Below are 21150 nucleotides of genomic sequence, written 5' to 3' on the forward strand. Positions count from 1 at the left end.
AGGAGTAGTGTATGAAAGTCATTGATCAAGCTCTACTGAAAAAAGTAATCATCGAGCGTCCTCGTTCTAGTCATAAGGGAGACTACGGGAGTCTTCTCTTGATTGGGGGAATGTATCCTTATGGGGGAGCCATTATTATGTCTGCCTTAGGGGCTGTTAAAAGTGGCGCAGGCTTGGTGACAGTAGCAATGGATAAAGAAAATATTACAGCTCTGCATAACCATCTGCCTGAGGCTATGGCCTTTGGCCTTGATGATGAGCGATTACTTGAGCAACAGTTGCAGAAAGCTAGTATTGTCTTAGTTGGCCCTGGACTAGTGGATGATGAGCGTGGAGAAGAGCTTCTCCAAACAGTCTTTCATCATTTAACTCAAGACCAGGCACTCATACTGGATGGTGGTGCCCTATCGATTTTTGCTAAGACGGGGATGAAATTTCCTACAGCTCAGCTTGTTTTAACTCCACATCAAAGGGAATGGCAAGTCTTGTCGGGCTTAGATTTGACTTCTCAAGAAGCTGAGGAAACAGGAGAGGCTTTGAAGAGTTTTCCTTCAGGGACGATTCTAGTTCAAAAAGGTCCTGCGACTCGAATCTGGCAAGCTGGTCAAGCTGATTTTTATCAGTTAGAGGTTGGAGGTCCCTATCAGGCGACTGGGGGCATGGGGGATACTCTGGCTGGGATGATTGCTGGCTTTGCTGGACAATTCCCACAAGTTAGTCTCTATGAAAGAGTGACGGTAGCGACATATCTGCATTCAGCAATTGCCCAAGAACTAGCTGAGGACAACTTTGTAGTTCTGCCAACCACGATTAGTCAACATATTCCAGCATTCATGAAGAAAATACAAAAAGACACCTGAGTTTTTCAGGTGTCTTTTGACTATTAGAAGAGGCCTTTGACCTTATCTACAAGACTGTCAAGTCCTTCTGAGCCTGAAACCAATGCTTGCGCTTGGCTAAGGTAGTCCCCTAGTTGATCCTTGTTTTCTTCAACAAATGTTTTTGCTGCAGAAAAATCTTTGTTCTCAACGAGTTCCTTTACTTGGTTAAAGAAATCTAATGGGTTCATGAGTTCCCTCCTTTTCTAAAATTCTATTCAATCATTTTTTTCAAATCTTGCAAGAAACTTGACTCTTCAAATAAAGTTCAGGGGTGTCAAATGGTGCAAATTTTGATATAATTTTTAGTGATGAATTTTAGAAATGATCGGTACGTGGTTGTAGATTTAGAAGCTACAAGTACCGGAAGTAAGGCAAAAATCATCCAAGTGGGAATTGTAGTCATTGAAGATGGTGAGATTGTTGAGCAATATGCTACTGATGTCAATCCTCATGAACACTTGGATTCTCATATCAAAGAATTAACGGGTTTGACAGACAAGCGTTTAGCAAAGGCTCCAGAGTTTTCTCAGGTTGCTGGAAAGATTTTTGAACTGGTCAAAGACGGTATTTTTGTTGCGCACAATGTTCAGTTTGATGCCAATTTATTGGCAGAATTTCTCTTCTTTGAAGGTTATGAATTGCGCACGCCTCGTATCGATACAGTGGAGTTGGCTCAAGTATTTTATCCTCAGCTTGAGAAGTATAATCTTGGTATTCTTTGCCAAGAGTTGGGGATTCCACTTGAGCAAGCTCATACAGCCCTATCTGACGCCCAAGCGACTGCAGAACTCTTTCTTTGTATGAGACAAAAGATGTTTCAACTTCCAAAAGGTTTGTTGGAACGCTTATTGAGTTTGTCAGATAGCCTATTGTACGAATCTTACATGGTTATCGAGGAAGTTTATCAGAAACAGTCTCTCTTAGTTGAACATGACTTGGTCGAGGTGCAAGGTCTATTTTTGAGAAAAGAAAAATCAGCCCTTTGTCCACGCAAACTTTCTAAAGATTTCCAGACCAACATTGCCTTGTTGGGTTTGGAGGAAAGAAGCCGACAAGAAGAATTTGCTCAAAAGGTCCAAGAGTTTTTACAAGAGGAAACAATTTCTTTTATTCAGGCTCAAACGGGGATCGGAAAAACCTATGGCTATCTCCTGCCAGCCTTGTCTCTTGAGAATGAAAGTGGGATTCTACTTAGTGTTCCAACTAAAATCCTTCAAAATCAGGTAATGCATGAGGAGGCTAAAAAACTCGAAGAGATTTTCCATATCTCTATTCATAGTCTCAAAGGACCACAGAATTACTTGAAGTTAGATGCCTTTCATGCAGCACTAGAGGAAGAAGAGTCCAATCGTTTGTACACGCGTTTCAAGATGCAACTCCTAGTTTGGCTGACCGAGACAGATACAGGAGACTTAGACGAAATTGGTCAGCTTTATCGCTACCAGCAATTCTTACCTAACTTGGTACATGATGGAAATCTTCATAAAGACTCTCTCTTTTGGTTAGAGGATTTTTGGAGACGTGGTCAGGATAAGGCTCGTTCTTGCAAGTTGCTTGTGACCAATCATGCTTACCTCATTACTAGACTTGAAGATGATCCTAGTCTCTTAGAAGGGCGTCTCTTGATTTTAGATGAAGCTCAGAAAATCTTGTTGACCTTGGAAAATCTTTCTCGAAAATCTTATTTGCTAACGGATTTACCAGACCAACTTGACCAGGCTCTATCAAGGGAAGAAGGCATGCTTCAAAGACGCTTGCTAGAGAGTATTCGTTTTGAAGTTTCTTATCTGCTGGAGCAGTTTCTATCTGTTAAACGTAAGATGTTCCCAGCTAGTAGTATTGATAAGCTCCGACAGGATTTTTCAGAGTTGAATCTTCCAGAATTTAAAGACTATCAGAGATTTTTCTCGTCTGAAGGAGAATTTTGGTTATCAGTTTCAGAACTCTCTAGTAAAAAAATCGAGATTACTTCTAGTCGCGATCAGCGTTTGTTATTTTCTAAGATATTCCCAGAATCCTGCCAGCTTCTCGGAATCTCTGCAACCCTAGAAATTAGTAGCAGAGTTTCTTTGCCAGAATTGTTAGGATTCCCGCAAGCAAATATTTATTACCTAGATGAACAGTTTCAGGAAAATCAGGAAATTTTCTTGGTGAATGATTTTCCATTGGTGACTGAAGTTTCGCTTGAGGAGTATGCACTAGCAGTTGTGGAAGTCCTAGAAGATTTGTCCTACCTTGAAGAACCGATTTTAGTCTTATTTACTGCAAAAGATTTATTGTTGCAGGTATCTGATACTTTAAGAATTCCCCATTTAGCCCAATATAAGCATGGGGAACCAGCTCAATTGAAAAAACGCTTTGAAAAAGGAGAGCGTGAGCTCTTACTTGGAGCAGGGAGTTTCTGGGAAGGAGTCGATTTTTCCAGACATCCTCGGGTGATTGAAGTGGTTACACGTTTGCCTTTCCAAAATCCAGAGGATCCATTTACCAAAAAGATGAATCAAGAACTCCGTCTTGAAGGGAAGAACCCTTTTTATGATTACCAACTTCCTATGGCGATTATTCGTCTCAAGCAAGCGATAGGTAGGACCATGCGCCGAGTTGGTCAACGCTCCGCAGTTTTGATTTTAGATAGCCGTATGTCAAGTAAACGATATGGCAAACAAATCAGCAAGGCCTTGTCTCGCACTAGTCGAGTAAGGAACATTAGCCGAGAGCAAGTATTTGTCAACGTTCAAGATTTTTTAAAGAAACAATGAAATGAATACCAGAAAGAATGAAGGAGGCCGTTATGAAACGTTCATTCGACTCTAGGGTCGATTATAGTTTAATATTACCAGTGTTTTGTTTGTTGGTAATTGGAGTTGTAGCGATTTATATAGCAGTTAGTCATGACTACCCAAACAATGTTTGGCCTATACTTGGACAACAACTGGCATGGATAGCCCTAGGGATTATCTTCAGTTTTGTAGTCATGTTTTTTAACACAAAATTTTTATGGCAATCCACCCCCTATTTATATGGTCTTGGTCTAGCCTTGATGGTCTTACCCTTGGTTTTTTATAATCCAAGTTTAGTAGCTGCAACAGGTGCAAAAAACTGGGTATCAATCGGTGGTTATACACTTTTTCAACCGTCTGAATTCATGAAGATATCTTACATCTTGATGCTAGCTTATGTGATTGTAACTTTCACTAAAAAGTACAAGGACAAAGCACGTACCATCGGTTTAGATTTCCTTTTGATTCTTTGGATGATCGTTTTCACGATTCCGGTTCTAGTGTTACTAGCCTTACAAAGTGACCTTGGAACGGCAATGGTTTTTGTTGCGATCTTTGCAGGTCTTGTCTTGTTGTCAGGTGTTTCTTGGAAGATTATCATCCCAGTCTTTGTAACAGTTGTATCAGCCATTACAGGATTTTTAGCCATCTTCATTACAAAGGATGGGCGTGCCTTTATGCACCAACTTGGTATGCCGACTTATCAGATTAATCGTATCTTGGCTTGGCTCAATCCCTTTGATTATGCTCAAACGACTACCTATCAACAGGCTCAGGGTCAAATTGCCATTGGTAGCGGTGGAATTTTTGGTCAAGGCTTTAATGTGTCTAATCTCCTTATTCCAGTTCGCGAGAGTGATATGATTTTCACAGTAATTGCGGAAGATTTTGGATTTATTGGTTCAGTTGTTGTGGTTGCACTCTATCTACTGCTTATCTATCGCATGTTAAAAATCACCCTAAAATCCAATAATCAATTTTATACCTACATCTCAACTGGATTTATCATGATGCTCTTGTTCCATATCTTTGAAAATATAGGTGCGGTTACTGGTCTTCTGCCTCTGACAGGGATTCCTTTGCCCTTTATTTCTCAAGGGGGATCAGCTATTATCAGTAATCTTATTGGTATAGGTTTGCTTTTATCGATGAGCTACCAAACTCATTTAGCTGATGAAAAGAGTGGCCGAACAAGATTCAAACGTAAAAAAGTTGTACTGAAGAAAGTGAAATAAGGAGGTCGCTATGCCTAAAGTTGCAGTTATCCTAGCAAATGGCTTTGAAGAAATTGAAGCCTTGACTGTCGTAGACGTCTTGCGTCGCGCAAATATCACCTGCCATATGGTAGGATTTGAAGATACAGTGACAGGTTCACATGCCATTCAAGTTCAAGCTGATCGAGTGTTTGATGGTAATTTATCAGAGTATGACATGATTGTCCTTCCAGGAGGTATGCCTGGTTCTGCCCACTTGCGGGACAATGAACAATTGATCACTGAACTTCAAAAATTTGAGAAAATCGGTAAGAAGGTAGCAGCCATCTGTGCGGCTCCAATTGCATTGAATCAGGCAGGTCTACTAGAAGGTAGAAACTTCACCTGCTATGATGGAGTTCAAGAACAAATTGCTGACGGTCACTACCATAAAGAAACAGTAGTCGTAGATGGAAATATCATTACGAGCCGTGGGCCAGCAACTGCTTTAGCCTTTGCTTACTACCTGGTTGAAACACTGGGCGGAGATGCTGAGTCTCTAAGAAATGGCATGCTCTACACAGACCTATTTGAAAAATAATGAACAAACTGAGGAGAATCTTTCTTGATGGAGAAGATTCTTCTCTTTTTTAATGGCAAAAACCAGGGTAAACATCGCTTTTTTTATAAAAAAATGGTATAATGAAGGGTATGAAATATCACGATTACATCTGGGATTTAGGTGGAACCCTGCTTGATAATTATGAAACTTCTACAGCAGCTTTTGTAGAAACATTAGCAGAGTTCGGGATTGAGCAGGAACACGATAGTGTTTACGAAGCTTTGAAGGTTTCGACTGCCTTTGCTATCGAAAAGTATGCTCCAGGTATTGAAAACTTTCTTGAAAAATATAAGGAAAATGAAGCCCGAGAGCTTGAACATCCAGTTTTGTTCGATGGGATTCCTACTCTTTTAGAAAATATTTCGGACCAAGGTAGCCGTAACTTCTTGGTTTCTCATAGAAACGATCAAGTATTGGAAATTCTAGCGAAAACTGAGATAGCTCCTTACTTTACAGAAGTAGTGACGGCTAGTTCAGGTTTTAAACGCAAGCCTGATCCTGAATCGATGATTTATTTACGTGAGAAGTATCATATAACGTCAGGTCTAGTCATTGGTGACCGTGCCATTGATGTAGAAGCAGGATATGCTGCAGGCTTAGATGCCTATCTCTTTGAGAACGTTGTAGCGTTAAAACAAGCAATAGACATGTAAGAAAAAGGGGAAACATGACAGAAGATATTAAAAACCAACAGGCACAAGATTATGATGCTAGTCAAATTCAAGTTTTGGAAGGTCTGGAAGCTGTTCGTATGCGTCCAGGGATGTATATTGGTTCAACTTCGAAAGAGGGTCTTCACCACCTCGTCTGGGAAATCGTAGATAACTCTATCGACGAAGCCTTGGCAGGATTCGCTAGTCATATCGAGGTCTTTATTGAACCGGATGATTCAATTACAGTTGTCGATGATGGACGAGGAATTCCAGTTGATATCCAAGAAAAAACAGGACGTCCTGCCGTTGAAACTGTCTTTACTGTTCTTCACGCCGGAGGTAAATTCGGTGGTGGCGGATACAAGGTCTCTGGTGGACTCCATGGTGTAGGTTCATCCGTTGTAAATGCTCTTTCTACTCAGTTGGATGTTCGCGTTCATAAAAATGGAAAGATTCACTACCAAGAGTACCGTCGTGGACATGTTGTTGCAGACCTTGAGGTAATCGGGGATACAGATAAAACAGGAACAATTGTTCACTTTACTCCAGACCCAGAAATTTTTACTGAGACAACGACATTTGATTTCGACAAATTAAATAAACGTATTCAAGAGTTAGCTTTCTTGAATCGAGGCCTTCAAATCTCTATCACTGACAAACGTGAAGGACTTGAACAAACCAAGCATTATCACTACGAAGGTGGGATTGCGAGCTACGTTGAGTACATCAACGAAAACAAGGATGTTATCTTTGATACACCAATCTACACAGATGGTGAAATGGATGATATCACAGTTGAAGTCGCGATGCAGTACACAACTGGTTACCATGAAAATGTCATGAGTTTCGCTAACAATATTCATACCCATGAGGGTGGAACACATGAGCAAGGTTTCCGTACAGCCTTAACTCGTGTTATCAATGACTATGCTCGTAAAAACAAACTTCTAAAAGATAACGAAGATAACCTAACAGGTGAGGATGTCCGTGAAGGATTGACAGCCGTTATCTCTGTGAAGCATCCAAACCCTCAGTTTGAAGGACAAACTAAGACCAAACTTGGAAATAGTGAAGTTGTGAAGATTACCAATCGCCTCTTCAGTGATGCATTTTCTGACTTCCTTTTGGAAAACCCACAGATTGCTAAGCGCATCGTTGAAAAAGGAATCTTGGCTGCCAAAGCGCGTGTTGCTGCCAAGCGTGCGCGTGAAGTTACACGTAAGAAATCTGGTTTAGAAATTTCAAATCTTCCAGGAAAATTAGCGGACTGTTCATCAAACAATCCAGCTGAAACTGAACTTTTCATCGTCGAAGGAGACTCTGCAGGAGGTTCTGCAAAATCAGGACGCAATCGTGAGTTCCAAGCCATCTTACCAATTCGTGGTAAAATCCTTAACGTTGAAAAAGCGAGCATGGATAAGATTTTAGCTAATGAGGAGATTCGCAGTCTTTTCACAGCTATGGGAACAGGATTTGGCGCTGAGTTCGATGTTAGCAAAGCTCGCTATCAAAAACTGGTGATCATGACAGATGCCGATGTCGATGGAGCCCATATTCGTACTCTCTTGTTAACTCTGATTTATCGTTATATGAAACCCGTTCTAGAGGCAGGTTATGTTTATATCGCTCAGCCACCAATTTACGGTGTTAAAGTCGGTAGTGAGATTAAAGAATATATTCAACCTGGCGCAGACCAAGAAACTCGCCTACAAGAAGCTTTGGCTCGCTACAGCGAAGGTCGTTCAAAACCAACCATTCAACGTTATAAAGGTCTTGGAGAAATGGATGACCACCAACTTTGGGAAACTACGATGAATCCTGAACATCGCCTTATGGCCCGTGTATCAGTAGATGACGCTGCAGAAGCAGATAAGATTTTTGATATGCTCATGGGTGATCGAGTAGAACCACGTCGAGAATTTATCGAAGAAAACGCTGTTTACAGTACTCTTGACGTATAAAAAAATTGGGAAATAGTTCCCAAGGTTTGAAAAATATGATATAATCATTACAATTGTGTCATGTATAAAAGGAGTTTGATATGTCAAATAATCAGTTGATTATTACTTTGATTGGAATTGCAGTCCTGCTTCTTATTGCTTTTGCAGTAGCAATTTTGCTACGTAAACGAAATGAGAGTAGACTTGCAGCTTTAGAAGAAAGAAAAGAAGAACTATATAACCTTCCTGTTAATGATGAGGTAGAGGTTGTAAAAAACATGCATCTGATCGGTCAAAGTCAGATTGCTTTTAGAGAATGGAACCAAAAATGGGTAGATTTGTCTCTTAACTCTTTTGCAGATATCGAGAATAACCTCTTTGAAGCTGAAGGATACAATAACTCATTCCGTTTCTTGAAAGCTAAGCACCAGATTGATCAAATTGAAAGTCAAATCCAACTTGTTGAAGAGGATATTGCAGCAATTCGTAATGCCTTGTCTGAGTTAGAAAAACAAGAGTCAAAAAATAGTGGACGTGTTCTGCATGCCCTAGATTTATTTGAGAAACTACAAAACACTGTAGCTGAAGATCCTGAAAAATATGGTCAAGCTCTTCCAGAAATTGAAAAACAATTGGAGAACATCCAATCTGAGTTTTCTCAATTTGTAACCTTGAATTCATCGGGAGATCCGGTTGAAGCAGCAGGCATTTTAGATAACGCTGAAAATCATATTTTAGCTTTGACACATATCGTTGAAAGAATTCCAGCGATTGTCACTAAGCTTACTACTGAATTGCCAGAACAACTTGAAGATTTAGAAGCTGGTTACCGCAAACTTTTAGATGAAAACTACCATTTTGTAGAAACTGATATCGAATCTCGTCTTCAACTTCTCTATGAAGCCTTGAAGAATAATCACGAAAATATCCGTACATTGGAGTTGGATAATGCAGAGTATGAAAATACTCAAATCCAAGAAGAAATAAATGCACTTTATGATATTTTCACTCGTGAAATTGCAGCCCATAAAGCTTTTGAGAAATTGGTAACTACCCTTCCTACCTATCTTAAACACTTGAAAGAAAACAATCAGGTACTAGTTAAAGATATCGAACGTCTTGGGAAAACCTATTTGATTTCAGAAAGCGATGTGAATCGAGTTCGTCGTCTTCAAGCTGATATCTCAGCCTTGAATGCTACTATTGAAGAAATGAATAATGCAGAGTCAGAAGTTTCAGAAGCATATTCTGTCTTACAAGAACGTTTGGAAAATCTCCAATCTACATTAAAAGATATTGAAGATGACCAAATCGGTGTTAGTGAGCGTCTCGTTCAAATTGAAAAAGATGACATCAATGCTCGTCAAAAAGCAAATGTATATGTCAACCGTCTGCATACGATTAAACGCTACATGGAGAAGAGAAATCTTCCAGGAATTCCTCAAAAATTCTTGAAACTCTTCTTTGATGCAAGTCACAGTACAGAAGACTTGATGGCTGAGTTGGAACAAGCGCAAGTGAATATCGAATCTGTGAATCGCATCCTTGAGATTGCGACAAATGATATGAATATGTTGGAAGAAGAAACATACAGTATTGTTCAAAATGCAACATTGACAGAACAATTGCTTCAATATTCTAACCGTTATAGATCATTTGATGATCGTATTCAACAAGCTTTCCAAGAAGCTTTGAATATCTTTGAAACAACATTCGATTACCAAGCATCTTTCGAAAAAATCTCTCAAGCATTAGAAGTTGCTGAGCCTGGTGTTACAAATCGCTTTGTTACTTCATATGAAAAAACAAGAGAAAGTATCCGTTTCTAATTTATAAAAGAATCCTAGATTTTCCTAGGATTCTTTTACTTTTCTTTACCTATTTTAAATATTTCCATGCCATGTTTTCATTGAAATTATAGTTTATATTTGATATGATATGACTATGACAAGAAATAGAAAAAGACGTAAAACAGTTGAAGACAAGAAGCAAAGAAATTTATGGATAATAGTGGCTTTGCTTTTTTTTACAATGGTGGCTTTGCAAGGCATCATAACTTATAAGGTAACAAATAAAAAAGTTTTTGAGGAAAAAATTGAAGCACTGAAAAAGGAAAAAGATGATTCCTATTCACAAGGAAGTCAGAAAGATCATTTTCGTAAGGGGCAGGCAGAAATCATCACCTACTATCCTATGACGGGGGACAAGGTCATTACCTCTGTTCAGGATATCATTGTAAAAGATATTACGGATAAGGTAGAAGATAAAGAACATTTGATTTTTTACTACTCTGAAAAAGATTCTTCCTCTATCAAAGGTGTGGAGAGCCATCTTGTAAAAAAACAGGCCTATGATTTGAGTGATTCTACTGTTGTGGAATTAGAAAATACATCGTTAGATCAGCTTTATCTTAAGGAAGATGGGACCCTGTTTACATTAGATCAGCTCTTTACAGATGCTAGCAAAGCTAAGGAAAAGTTTCTTGAGGATATCAAGTCAACACTTCTTGATAAAAAGATTGAGCAAACACTTGTTGATCAAGTAATAGCCGATTTTACAGCTAGCGATTTATCATCTTGGAAGTTTGCATACAAAGATAGTCAATTGGTTCTTTATCCAATCAAAGCAACCAATAATGTAGAAGAAATAGCTTTGCCTATTTCAGACTTCTTTGATGTTATCCAATCGTCCTATCTAACTGAAAAGGATGCAGAACTTTATAAGAAGGCTCAGGCTGAGAAAAATAAAAAAGTAGTAGCTCTTACCTTTGACGATGGACCGGATGGAAATACAACTCCACAAACTTTAGATATTCTAGCCAAGTACAAGATAAAAGCTACCTTCTTTGTACAAGGAAAGAATATTGCAGGTAATGAGTCGATTCTTAAACGTATGCAGTCTGAAGGTCATGAAGTTGGAAACCATAGTTGGAATCACCCGGTTTTAACAAAACTGTCATTGGAAGACGCTAAGAAACAAATTACGGATACAGAATCAGCAATTACTAGTGTACTTGGAACAAGTTCAAAATTGATGCGACCTCCATATGGTGCTGTTTCAGATGATATCCGAAACAGCCTGGATTTGAGCTTTATTATGTGGGATGTTGATAGTTTGGACTGGAAGAGCAAGAATGAGGCTGCTATTTTAACTGAGATTCAACGTCAAGCGACAAATGGATCTATCATCCTCATGCATGATATCCATCAAACATCCGTTAACTCATTGCCAAAAGTTATTGAGTATCTGCAAGGACAAGGATATAGCTTTGTTACAGTATCTGAATTGCTAGGTAACCATGTGAAACCACATGAGATTTACTATTCACGGAATCAGTAGAGTCAATACCTAAGGATGTGACTTGAATCAAAATTCCATCAAGAAAAAATAAAAAAGATAAATTTTTATCTTGACAAGTAGGGGAAAACTTGATATTATATACAAGATGAGAAAAGCAGAAGTGAGAACTTCTCGCCTTGCGACTAACGTTGTCTGGCCCCTACAGATCAAGTTTCAGGAATGAAATATAATCATGTAGTGCGGATTTGCGTTAGCAAGTCCGCTCTTGTTTTTCTCTAAACTAAAAAAAGAGGTGAAAACCATAGCAAAGCAAGACTTATTCATCAATGATGAAATTCGTGTACGCGAAGTTCGCTTAATCGGTCTTGAAGGTGAGCAATTGGGTATCAAACCACTAAGCGAAGCGCAAGCACTTGCGGATGAAGCTAACGTGGACTTGGTTCTCATTCAGCCTCAAGCTAAACCTCCTGTTGCGAAAATTATGGACTACGGTAAGTTCAAATTTGAGTACCAGAAGAAACAAAAAGAACAACGCAAAAAACAAAGCGTTGTGACCGTGAAAGAAGTTCGTTTGAGCCCAGTTATCGACAAGGGTGACTTCGAAACTAAACTTCGCAATGCTCGTAAGTTCCTTGAAAAAGGAAACAAAGTAAAGGTATCTATTCGCTTTAAGGGACGTATGATTACCCATAAAGAAATTGGTGCAAAAGTTTTAGCAGACTTCGCTGAAGCAACTCAAGATATTGCTATCATCGAACAACGTGCTAAAATGGATGGTCGTCAAATGTTTATGCAGTTGGCACCAGCAACTGACAAGAAATAATCTGTCAGAAAGTTAAAAAAAGGAGAAAAAATCATGCCAAAACAAAAAACACACCGCGCATCAGCTAAACGTTTCAAACGTACAGGTTCTGGTGGACTTAAACGTTTCCGTGCTTATACATCTCACCGTTTCCACGGAAAAACTAAAAAACAACGTCGTCATCTTCGTAAAGCATCTATGGTGCATGCAGGAGATTTCAAACGTATCAAAGCAATGCTTACTCGCTTGAAATAATCGCGTATTTGTAAGTAAACAATTCTAGGAAATATTTGGAGGAAATATAAATGGCACGTGTTAAAGGTGGCGTTGTATCACGCAAACGTCGTAAACGTATTCTTAAATTAGCTAAAGGTTACTATGGAGCTAAACACATCTTGTTCCGTACTGCAAAAGAACAAGTAATGAACTCTTACTACTATGCATACCGTGACCGTCGTCAAAAGAAACGTGACTTCCGCAAATTGTGGATCACACGTATCAATGCGGCAGCTCGTATGAACGGACTTTCATACTCACAATTGATGCATGGTTTGAAATTGGCTGAGATCGAAGTTAACCGTAAAATGCTTGCTGACTTGGCTGTCAACGATGCAGCAGCTTTCACAGCTCTTGCAGATGCAGCTAAAGCAAAACTTGGTAAATAATGTTTATAAGACTGGGAAGATTTTCTCAGTCTTTTTTAAACAAAGGAGAAAAATATGGCTTCAAAAATGTTACATACTTGCTTGCGAGTAGAAAATCTTGAAAAATCAATTGCTTTTTACCAAGATGCTTTTGGATTTAAGGAATTACGTCGCAAGGATTTTCCAGACTATGCTTTTACGATTGTTTATCTAGGTCTTGACGGTGACGATTATGAATTGGAGTTGACTTACAACTATGATCATGGGCCTTATGTTGTGGGTGACGGCTTTGCTCACATCGCTCTAAGTACACCTGACCTTGAAGCTCTTCACAAAGAACATAGCGAAAAAGGTTATGAAGTAACGGAACCTAAAGGGCTTCCAGGTGCTCAACCAAACTATTACTTTATCAAAGATCCAGATGGATACAAGGTAGAAGTGATTCGTGAAAAATAATAAAAACTCCTCATTTGTCAAATTGAGTTAGACAATTTCACCTGACTCAGAAAAACTTGATACGGAGTAGTGTAGGTCATTTATGTTAGTCTCAGACAAATGTGAGCGTTTGTCTGAGACTAACATAGATGGCTTTTTTCTATCTAGCTTAATTTGATAATTTGGGATATAATAAAAATAATTAAACAAATTAGTGGGAGAAAAAGATGTCAGACCAAAATCCAAATGTAGAGCTAAACAAAGAAGAAGATAAACTAATTGTAGAAAATAATTCGGTGGAAGATATGAAGAATGGTCCAAAAGCAGTCAAGAAACCCTCGGCTCTTCTATCTTTCTCATTTTATTTGGCACTTACCTATATTCTTCTATTTTTAACTCTTGCTTTATTTACTGCTCCATGGGGAATTGTATTCTTGATTTTTCTAGGTCCTAATTTAATTGCTTACGCTGTAGCAACTGTTTTAACACAGATAGGAATCAAGAAAGTAAATAAAACTGTCTTGTATACAAGTGCAGGATTTTATTTGCTTTCAGGACTTTTAGCATTCGACCCGGATTGGCAGATTTTTAGGATTTTTCCTTTTCTCTCCCTAGCTCTAGTTTTAATCGGGATATTTTTAACGAAAGATACAAGTAACTAAGTTAAAAAAGCTAGGCGCAACTCTTCTTCGAACTTATTTCATATCATAAAACCATAGCTTTTAAGGCTGTGGTTTTTTAGTTTAATGATTAGAAAGAAATTGTGTTTCTATTTTTTAAAATGGTATAATAGAGAAAGAATAAGGGAGGTGAGAAAGAATGATTGCCCAACTGGATACCAAAACAGTCTATAGTTTCATGGAGAGCATGGTTTCGATTAAGAGATATGTCAGTCAAGGGAAGGAATATGGCTATTCATCACTTGGAATCATGGATGTTGACAATCTTTATGGAGCTTATTATTTTATCAAAGAGTGCCAAAAGCAAGGGATTCAGCCTGTATTAGGTCTTGAGATGACTGTTCATCATAAAGATGAATGGATCAATCTACGTTTTCTAGCCCTGTCAAACCGAGGTTATCAAAACCTGATGAAGCTGTCGTCTTTAAAGATGACAGGTAAAAAGGAATGGACTGATTTTTCTCCCTATCTAGAAGATATTTGTGTTATTGTTCCCTATTATTCTGCAATTGATTCCTTGGATTTAGGACATGACTACTATATCGGAGTGTATCCAGATACACCTCAGTCGAATTTTTCTCACCCCATTCTTCCACTTTATCGTGTTAATTCCTTCGAATCTGAGGATTTAGAAACGCTTCAAATGCTCAAGGCGATTAAGAAAAATGTGACCTTGCGAGAGGTTGATGTTCAATCTCAACAGGGTTTGTTTTTGCCTGCTGACCGTCTAGAACTGGTTTTTGTAGAGAAGTTTCCACAAGCACTCGAAAACCTAGCAAGATTGACCAAGGGTACTTCCTACGAGATTGATAGTAGTCTCAAACTTCCACGTTTCAATCCAGAGAGACCTGCTGTTGAAGAACTCCGGGAACGAGCTATTCAGGGTCTGAAGCAGAAAGGGTTATGGAATCAAGATTATCAGGCTCGTTTAGAAGAAGAGCTATCTGTGATTCATGATATGGGATTCGATGACTACTTCTTAGTTGTCTGGGATCTCTTACGTTTTGGTCGTTCTCAAGGATATTATATGGGTATGGGACGTGGATCTGCAGTTGGAAGTCTAGTGGCCTATACTCTAGATATCACTGGTATTGACCCTGTGGCTAAGAATCTCATCTTTGAGCGCTTTTTAAATCGTGAACGCTATACCATGCCTGATATCGATATTGATATTCCTGATATCTATCGTCCTGAATTTATCCGCTATGTTCGTGACCGTTATGGTAGTATTCACGCTGCTCAGATAGTCACCTACTCGACTTTTGGTGCCAAACAGGCTATCCGAGATGTTTTTAAACGGTATGGTGTTCCTGAGTATGAATTGACGGCCATTACGAAAAAAATAGGCTCTAAAGATACTCTTACGACAGCCTATGAAGGCAATCTAGGATTTAGACAACTGATTCAAAGTAAGATTGAGTATCAAAAAGCTTTTGAAATTGCCAAAAAGATAGAAGGCTATCCTCGACAAACTTCCATCCACGCTGCTGGAGTTGTAATCAGTGATAAAAATCTAACAGATTATATCCCTCTTAAGTATGGTGAGGACATGCTGATTACCCAGTATGATGCTCATGGAGTTGAAGGAAATGGCTTGCTCAAGATGGACTTCTTGGGACTTCGAAACCTAACCTTCGCTCAAAAAATGCAGGAGCTCTTATATGAAACTCAAGGAATTCAGCTAAGAATTGAGGATATAGACCTTGAGGATAAAGAAACTTTAACCCTCTTTGCAGCTGGCAAAACTAAGGGGATCTTTCAGTTTGAACAACCTGGTGCCATTCGCTTATTAAAGCGCGTGAAACCAGAAAGCTTTGAAGAAGTAGTGGCAACGACTTCCCTCAACAGACCGGGGGCGAGTGACTATATCGATAACTTTGTGGCTCGAAAACATGGCAAAGAAAAGGTAACAGTTCTGGACCCTATACTAGAAGATATTTTAGCTCCGACCTATGGCATCATGCTTTACCAAGAACAGGTCATGCAAGTAGCTCAACGCTATGCAGGTTTCAGTCTTGGAAAAGCCGATATCTTGCGTCGTGCCATGGGAAAAAAGAATGCTACCGAGATGCATCGAATGGAGGAGAGTTTTATCCAAGGTGCACTTGAAAATGGGCATAGCAAAGAACAGGCTCAAGAAGTTTTTGCTGTAATGGAAAAATTTGCCGGTTACGGTTTTAACCGTTCGCATGCTTATGCATATGCAGCTTTAGCTTTTCAGCTTGCCTACTTTAAAACACATTACCCTACTATCTTTTATCAGGTCATGCTCAATCATGCGAGTGGAGATTATATTCTCGATGCGCTTGAAATGGGCTTTGAACTGGTTCCTCTTTCTATCAATACAATTCCATATCAGGATAAATTAAAGGATAAGACGGTTTATTTGGGTCTTAAAAGTATTAAGGGAATACCTCGCGACTTTGCTTATTGGATAATCGAGAATCGTCCTTTTAGCAGTGTTGAAGATTTTATCACACGATTACCCAAAAATTATCAAAAGATTAGCCTCTTAACCCCTTTAGTGGAAGTAGGACTTTTTGACGGATTTGATAAAAATCGTCAAAAAATCTTAACCAATCTACCAACTCTATTTATCTTTGTAGAAGAATTAGGTAGCCTCTTTGGGGATTCTAGCTATAGTTGGACAGATACAGAGGACTTTTCAAATATTGAAAAATTCCAAAAAGAGCAAGATTGGTTAGGCGTTGGAATTAGCCAACACCCATTGCTAGTTTTAGCGAAGAATCCTTTGTATCCAATCGTGAGTTTATCTGAGCTTTTCGAGGGACAGACAGCTACAGTGCTCGTTGAGATTCAGTCTATCCGAGTGATTCGAACTAAAAAAGGTGAAAACATGGCCTTTTTGAAAGTTACTGATAGTAAAACAAGTCTTGAGATCACTGTTTTTTCTGAACAGTACCGCCAATTTAAAAATCTCTTGCACGAAGGAAGTTTCTATTACCTAAATGGGAAAGTTCAGGCTAGGGACGGACGTCTTCAATTAGTTTTAAATAATTTAAAAGAGGCAGTGAGTGAGCGTTTTTGGATTCAAGTTTCCAATCATGACCACGATGCTGAAATTTATCATATTTTAGAGCAATACAAGGGACAAATTCCTGTCGTTATTCGCTATGAGGATGAACAAAAAAATGTCCTTTTGCCAGATTATTTTGTAGCAAAAGACGCAAGCTTACAAGAATCTTTAAGTCAAATGACAATGAAAACGATTTATCGTTAAAAATTAATGAAAATAAAAGAATTTTAACTTTAAATATGGTATAATCAGTTAGAATGTTAAAAGAAAAAGGAGCAAAACCAAATGAAACGTATTGCTGTTTTGACTAGTGGTGGGGACGCCCCTGGTATGAATGCTGCCATCCGTGCAGTTGTTCGTCAAGCAATCTCAGAAGGAATGGAAGTTTTTGGTATCTATGATGGATACGCTGGTATGGTTGCTGGTGAAATTTATCCACTTGATGCTGCTTCAGTAGGAGACATCATTTCACGTGGTGGTACTTTCCTTCACTCTGCTCGTTACCCTGAGTTTGCAAAACTCGAAGGTCAACTTAAAGGGATTGAGCAATTGAAAAAACACGGTATCGAAGGTGTCGTAGTTATCGGTGGTGACGGTTCTTATCATGGAGCTATGCGCTTGACTGAGCATGGATTCCCTGCTATCGGACTTCCAGGAACAATTGATAACGATATCGTAGGTACAGACTTTACAATCGGATTTGACACTGCAGTAACAACTGCAATGGATGCAATCGATAAGATTCGTGATACATCATCAAGTCACCGTCGTACTTTCGTTGTTGAAGTAATGGGACGTAACGCTGGTGATATCGCTCTTTGGGCAGGTATTGCAACAGGTGCTGACGAAATCATCATCCCTGAAGAAGGCTTCAAATTTGAAGATATCGTAGTAAGCATCAAAGCTGGATATGAACACGGTAAGAAACACAATATTATCGTTTTGGCAGAAGGTGTCATGTCAGCAGCTGAATTTGGTCAAAAACTAAAAGAAGCTGGCGATACAAGTGACCTTCGTGTTACAGAACTTGGTCACATCCAACGTGGTGGTTCACCAACTGCTCGTGACCGTGTATTGGCATCTCGTATGGGTGCACACGCTGTTAAACTCCTTAAACAAGGAATCGGTGGTGTTGCTGTCGGTATTCGTAACGAGAAAATGGTTGAGAATCCAATCCTTGGAACAGCAGAAGAAGGAGCTTTGTTTAGCTTAACAGCTGATGGTAAGATTGTTGTCAATAACCCTCACAAAGCTGATATTGAACTTTCTGACTTGAACAAGAGCTTGTCATAATCAACTTTAACTAATCTGGTAAAATGACCATAAAAGGTCGAATTATATAAAGGAGTCACAAAATCATGAACAAACGTGTAAAAATCGTTGCAACTTTGGGTCCTGCGGTAGAAATCCGTGGTGGTAAAAAATTCGGTGATGACGGATACTGGGGTGAAAAACTTGACGTTGAAGCTTCAGCTAAAAATATTGCTCAATTGATTGAAGCAGGAGCTAACACATTCCGTTTCAACTTCTCACACGGTGACCACCAAGAACAAGGTGACCGTATGGCAACTGTTAAACTTGCAGAAAAACTTGCAGGTAAAAAAGTTGGTTTCCTTCTTGACACTAAAGGTCCAGAAATCCGTACTGAATTGTTCGAAGGTGAAGCTAAAGAGTACTCATACAAAACTGGTGAAAAAATCCGTGTTGCAACTAAACAAGGAATCAAATCAACTCGTGAAGTGATTGCATTGAACGTTGCTGGTGCTCTTGATATCTATGATGACGTTGAAGTTGGTCGTCAAGTATTGGTTGACGATGGTAAACTTGGTCTTCGCGTTGTAGAAAAAGACGATGCTACTCGTGAATTCATCGTTGAAGTTGAAAATGACGGTGTTATCGCTAAACAAAAAGGTGTTAACATCCCTAACACTAAAATTCCTTTCCCAGCTCTTGCTGAACGTGATAACGCTGATATCCGCTTCGGTCTTGAACAAGGTATCAACTTCATCGCGATTTCATTCGTACGTACTGCAAAAGACGTGAACGAAGTTCGTGCTATCTGTGAAGAAACTGGTAACGGTCATGTTCAATTGTTCGCTAAAATCGAAAACCAACAAGGTATCGATAACTTGGACGAAATCATTGAAGCTGCTGACGGTATCATGATCGCTCGTGGTGACATGGGTATCGAAGTACCATTCGAAATGGTTCCAGTTTACCAAAAAATGATCATCACTAAAGTTAACGCTGCTGGTAAAGTTGTTATCACTGCAACAAACATGCTTGAAACAATGACTGAAAAACCACGTGCGACTCGTTCAGAAGTATCAGACGTATTTAACGCTGTTATCGACGGAACTGACGCTACAATGCTTTCAGGTGAGTCTGCAAACGGTAAATACCCACTTGAGTCTGTTCGTACAATGGCTACAATCGACAAGAACGCTCAAACTCTTCTTAACGAATACGGACGTTTGAACTCAGATTCATTTGAACGTAACTCTAAGACAGAAGTTATGGCTTCAGCAGTTAAAGATGCTACAAACTCAATGGACATCAAATTGGTTGTAACTCTTACTAAGACTGGTCACACAGCACGTTTGATTTCTAAATACCGTCCAAATGCTGATATCTTGGCATTAACATTTGACGAGTTGACAGAACGTGGATTGATGTTGAACTGGGGTGTTATCCCAATGTTGACAGAAGCTCCATCATCAACTGATGACATGTTTGAAATTGCTGAACGTAAAGCAGTTGAAGCAGGTCTTGTACAATCTGGTGACGATATCGTTATCGTAGCAGGTGTGCCACTTGGTGAAGCAGTTCGTACAAACACTATGCGTATCCGCACTGTACGTTAATCAAAAAAATAAAAACCTATCACTTCAAGCGTTCGAACTTGGGTGATAGGCTTTTTTGTTGTGGAATATAAAAGAATTAAAAAAAGCTTTCTGGAAAACCAGAAAGCATGAGAGGCATCTCCATGTGAGAAACCGGTTCACACAATTTCTCAAGGTCCGCTCCTGCGTTAATGACCTCCTTTGCGCAATTGTAGCTCTCGCTACATATCGACTCATCGCAGACTATATTGTACTATAGGGTCAATACTTTGTCAAGAAAAAAACAGTCCCTAAAAAGGAACTGATGAATGATGCTAATTGCCGGGATCGAACCGGCGACCTCATCCTTACCATGGATGCGCTCTGCCTACTGAGCTAAATCAGCTTACCTAGAAAGTATACTATAAATTTAGCCTTTTGTCAATATGTGAATGAGTCTCTAAACAACTAGAAAAAGCCCAAGTTTATTGCTTGGGCTTGTGAAGATTAGACTATTGTAATTGCTCTCTCTTTTTATCTGGATTCCAAACAAAACTTGCTACGAAGGTAAAGAGAATTGTTAGAATTCCGATAACAATTGCTAGAATTAAAGCAGGGATACGGATCAGCCACCACAGTGGGTTAGGTTTTTTATTGTTGTGCCACTGTTTTGTTTCCTCATCCAAGCGTTGAAACTCAGATTGGATGCGGTCTGCAACCATCTCAATTCCCTCATCATTCATCTTTTTAATGTCCGAGATATCGATAGGATTTCCGAAGTTCATATCAATACGTTCACGGCTGATGAGTCCTTTTAGTGTCATAGGTCCAGTATAGGTAACTGGCATGATGCGAACCTTAGCCATTTTCGCAATTAGAGCAACACCGCCCTTAACATCGTTAGAATGACGGCTACCACTAGGAAACATAATCAGTGAGCGATTGCTCTTTTTAAGAACATTAATTGGATATTTGATAGCAGAAGAACCTGGGTTCTCACGGTCAATAGGGAAAGCACCACACATGCGAATCCACCAACCAAAGATGCGATTTGAAAAGAGTTCTTTTTTAGCCATAAAGACAAATTGCTTTGGTTTTGTTGCAAAAGCCATATAGACTGGATCCCACCAGGTACGATGTGGGGCAACAAGGATATAGTTTTCATCTAAACTTGGAATTTTTTCAGTATTGTGAAAGTGAGCATTTCCATTGATTGACCATAGAATCAACATAACCAGCCCACGCAGATAAGTGTAAAACATGATGTCTCCTTCAGTTTTCTTTCTTTTATTATACCTTATCATACTAGGACAGGCAAATGTTTTTTGTTTAGGCGGAATAGCTTTTTATATGAAATTAGA

The 21150-nt window shown here is 39.1% G+C and carries 18 protein-coding genes, 1 tRNA gene and 1 other annotated feature; of the genes, 16 read left to right on the forward strand and 3 right to left on the reverse strand.

The genetic code is table 11. The features are described from left to right. Nucleotides 1-11: 11 nt before the first annotated feature. Entirely contained in the window at nt 12-860 is an 849-nt protein-coding gene (locus HW271_RS02655) for an NAD(P)H-hydrate dehydratase (RefSeq protein ID WP_178894758.1), read from the forward strand. Between the two features lie 23 nt (nt 861-883). Here HW271_RS02655 and HW271_RS02660 read toward each other — a convergent pair whose 3' ends face one another. Next, nucleotides 884-1069: a hypothetical protein gene (locus HW271_RS02660; protein ID WP_178894759.1), complete on the reverse strand. Its 186-nt coding sequence runs from the start codon at nt 1067-1069 to the stop codon at nt 884-886. A gap of 120 nt (nt 1070-1189) precedes the next feature. Here HW271_RS02660 and HW271_RS02665 point away from each other — a divergent pair, with 120 nt between their 5' ends. From HW271_RS02665 to pyk, 15 genes are all read left to right on the forward strand, one after another. Beyond that, nucleotides 1190-3640: a bifunctional DnaQ family exonuclease/ATP-dependent helicase gene (locus tag HW271_RS02665; RefSeq protein WP_178894760.1), complete on the forward strand. Its 2451-nt coding sequence runs from the start codon at nt 1190-1192 to the stop codon at nt 3638-3640. Between the two features lie 32 nt (nt 3641-3672). Further along, on the forward strand, nt 3673-4896 hold the full coding sequence (locus tag HW271_RS02670; protein ID WP_178894761.1) for an FtsW/RodA/SpoVE family cell cycle protein: 1224 nt from the start codon (nt 3673-3675) through the stop codon (nt 4894-4896). A gap of 10 nt (nt 4897-4906) precedes the next feature. Then, nucleotides 4907-5455, forward strand: coding sequence for a DJ-1 family glyoxalase III (locus HW271_RS02675; RefSeq protein ID WP_178894762.1), 549 nt, complete (start codon nt 4907-4909; stop codon nt 5453-5455). A gap of 110 nt (nt 5456-5565) precedes the next feature. After that, nucleotides 5566-6129 (forward strand): HAD-IA family hydrolase, encoded by a 564-nt coding sequence (locus HW271_RS02680; protein WP_310437579.1) that lies wholly within the window; start codon nt 5566-5568, stop codon nt 6127-6129. Between the two features lie 14 nt (nt 6130-6143). Next, nucleotides 6144-8090, forward strand: a complete 1947-nt coding sequence (gene gyrB / locus HW271_RS02685) for a DNA topoisomerase (ATP-hydrolyzing) subunit B (protein WP_178894764.1) — start codon at nt 6144-6146, stop codon at nt 8088-8090. 80 nt (nt 8091-8170) lie between these two features. Next, nucleotides 8171-9898 carry a septation ring formation regulator EzrA gene (ezrA, locus tag HW271_RS02690; RefSeq protein WP_178894765.1) on the forward strand — a complete coding sequence of 576 codons (1728 nt, stop codon included), beginning with the start codon at nt 8171-8173 and terminating at the stop codon, nt 9896-9898. A gap of 115 nt (nt 9899-10013) precedes the next feature. Continuing rightward, entirely contained in the window at nt 10014-11408 is a 1395-nt protein-coding gene (gene pgdA, locus HW271_RS02695; protein WP_178894766.1) for a peptidoglycan-N-acetylglucosamine deacetylase PgdA, read from the forward strand. A gap of 107 nt (nt 11409-11515) precedes the next feature. Continuing rightward, nucleotides 11516-11646, forward strand: a sequence feature (ribosomal protein L20 leader region). A 15-nt stretch (nt 11647-11661) separates the two neighbouring features. Then, nucleotides 11662-12192 carry a translation initiation factor IF-3 gene (gene infC, locus HW271_RS02700; protein ID WP_006149857.1) on the forward strand — a complete coding sequence of 177 codons (531 nt, stop codon included), beginning with the start codon at nt 11662-11664 and terminating at the stop codon, nt 12190-12192. 33 nt (nt 12193-12225) lie between these two features. Beyond that, nucleotides 12226-12426, forward strand: a complete 201-nt coding sequence (gene rpmI, locus HW271_RS02705; protein WP_003003453.1) for a 50S ribosomal protein L35 — start codon at nt 12226-12228, stop codon at nt 12424-12426. 50 nt (nt 12427-12476) lie between these two features. Further along, the gene (gene rplT / locus HW271_RS02710) at nt 12477-12836 is read left to right on the forward strand and encodes a 50S ribosomal protein L20 (RefSeq protein ID WP_000124834.1); all 360 of its coding nucleotides are present in this window, start codon (nt 12477-12479) and stop codon (nt 12834-12836) included. Between the two features lie 54 nt (nt 12837-12890). Continuing rightward, on the forward strand, nt 12891-13271 hold the full coding sequence (locus HW271_RS02715; RefSeq protein ID WP_178894767.1) for a VOC family protein: 381 nt from the start codon (nt 12891-12893) through the stop codon (nt 13269-13271). 206 nt (nt 13272-13477) lie between these two features. Continuing rightward, nucleotides 13478-13912, forward strand: a complete 435-nt coding sequence (locus HW271_RS02720) for a hypothetical protein (protein ID WP_178894768.1) — start codon at nt 13478-13480, stop codon at nt 13910-13912. 157 nt (nt 13913-14069) lie between these two features. Beyond that, a complete protein-coding gene (locus HW271_RS02725) occupies nt 14070-17171 on the forward strand; it encodes a DNA polymerase III subunit alpha (RefSeq protein ID WP_178894769.1) in 3102 nt (1033 codons plus the stop codon). Nucleotides 17172-17252: 81 nt separating this feature from the next. Further along, entirely contained in the window at nt 17253-18260 is a 1008-nt protein-coding gene (gene pfkA / locus HW271_RS02730) for a 6-phosphofructokinase (protein WP_178894770.1), read from the forward strand. A gap of 65 nt (nt 18261-18325) precedes the next feature. Further along, on the forward strand, nt 18326-19831 hold the full coding sequence (pyk, locus tag HW271_RS02735) for a pyruvate kinase (protein ID WP_178894771.1): 1506 nt from the start codon (nt 18326-18328) through the stop codon (nt 19829-19831). Between the two features lie 291 nt (nt 19832-20122). Here pyk and HW271_RS02740 read toward each other — a convergent pair. Together HW271_RS02740 and HW271_RS02745 are read right to left on the reverse strand one after the other, a co-directional pair. Next, nucleotides 20123-20195: transfer RNA gene (locus HW271_RS02740), tRNA-Thr, on the reverse strand. A 106-nt stretch (nt 20196-20301) separates the two neighbouring features. Further along, the gene (locus HW271_RS02745) at nt 20302-21051 is read right to left on the reverse strand and encodes a 1-acyl-sn-glycerol-3-phosphate acyltransferase (RefSeq protein WP_178894772.1); all 750 of its coding nucleotides are present in this window, start codon (nt 21049-21051) and stop codon (nt 20302-20304) included. Between the last annotated feature and the right edge of the window lie 99 nt (nt 21052-21150).

Origin of the sequence: Streptococcus sp. oral taxon 061 (assembly GCF_013394695.1) — a bacterium.
GTDB lineage: Bacteria > Bacillota > Bacilli > Lactobacillales > Streptococcaceae > Streptococcus.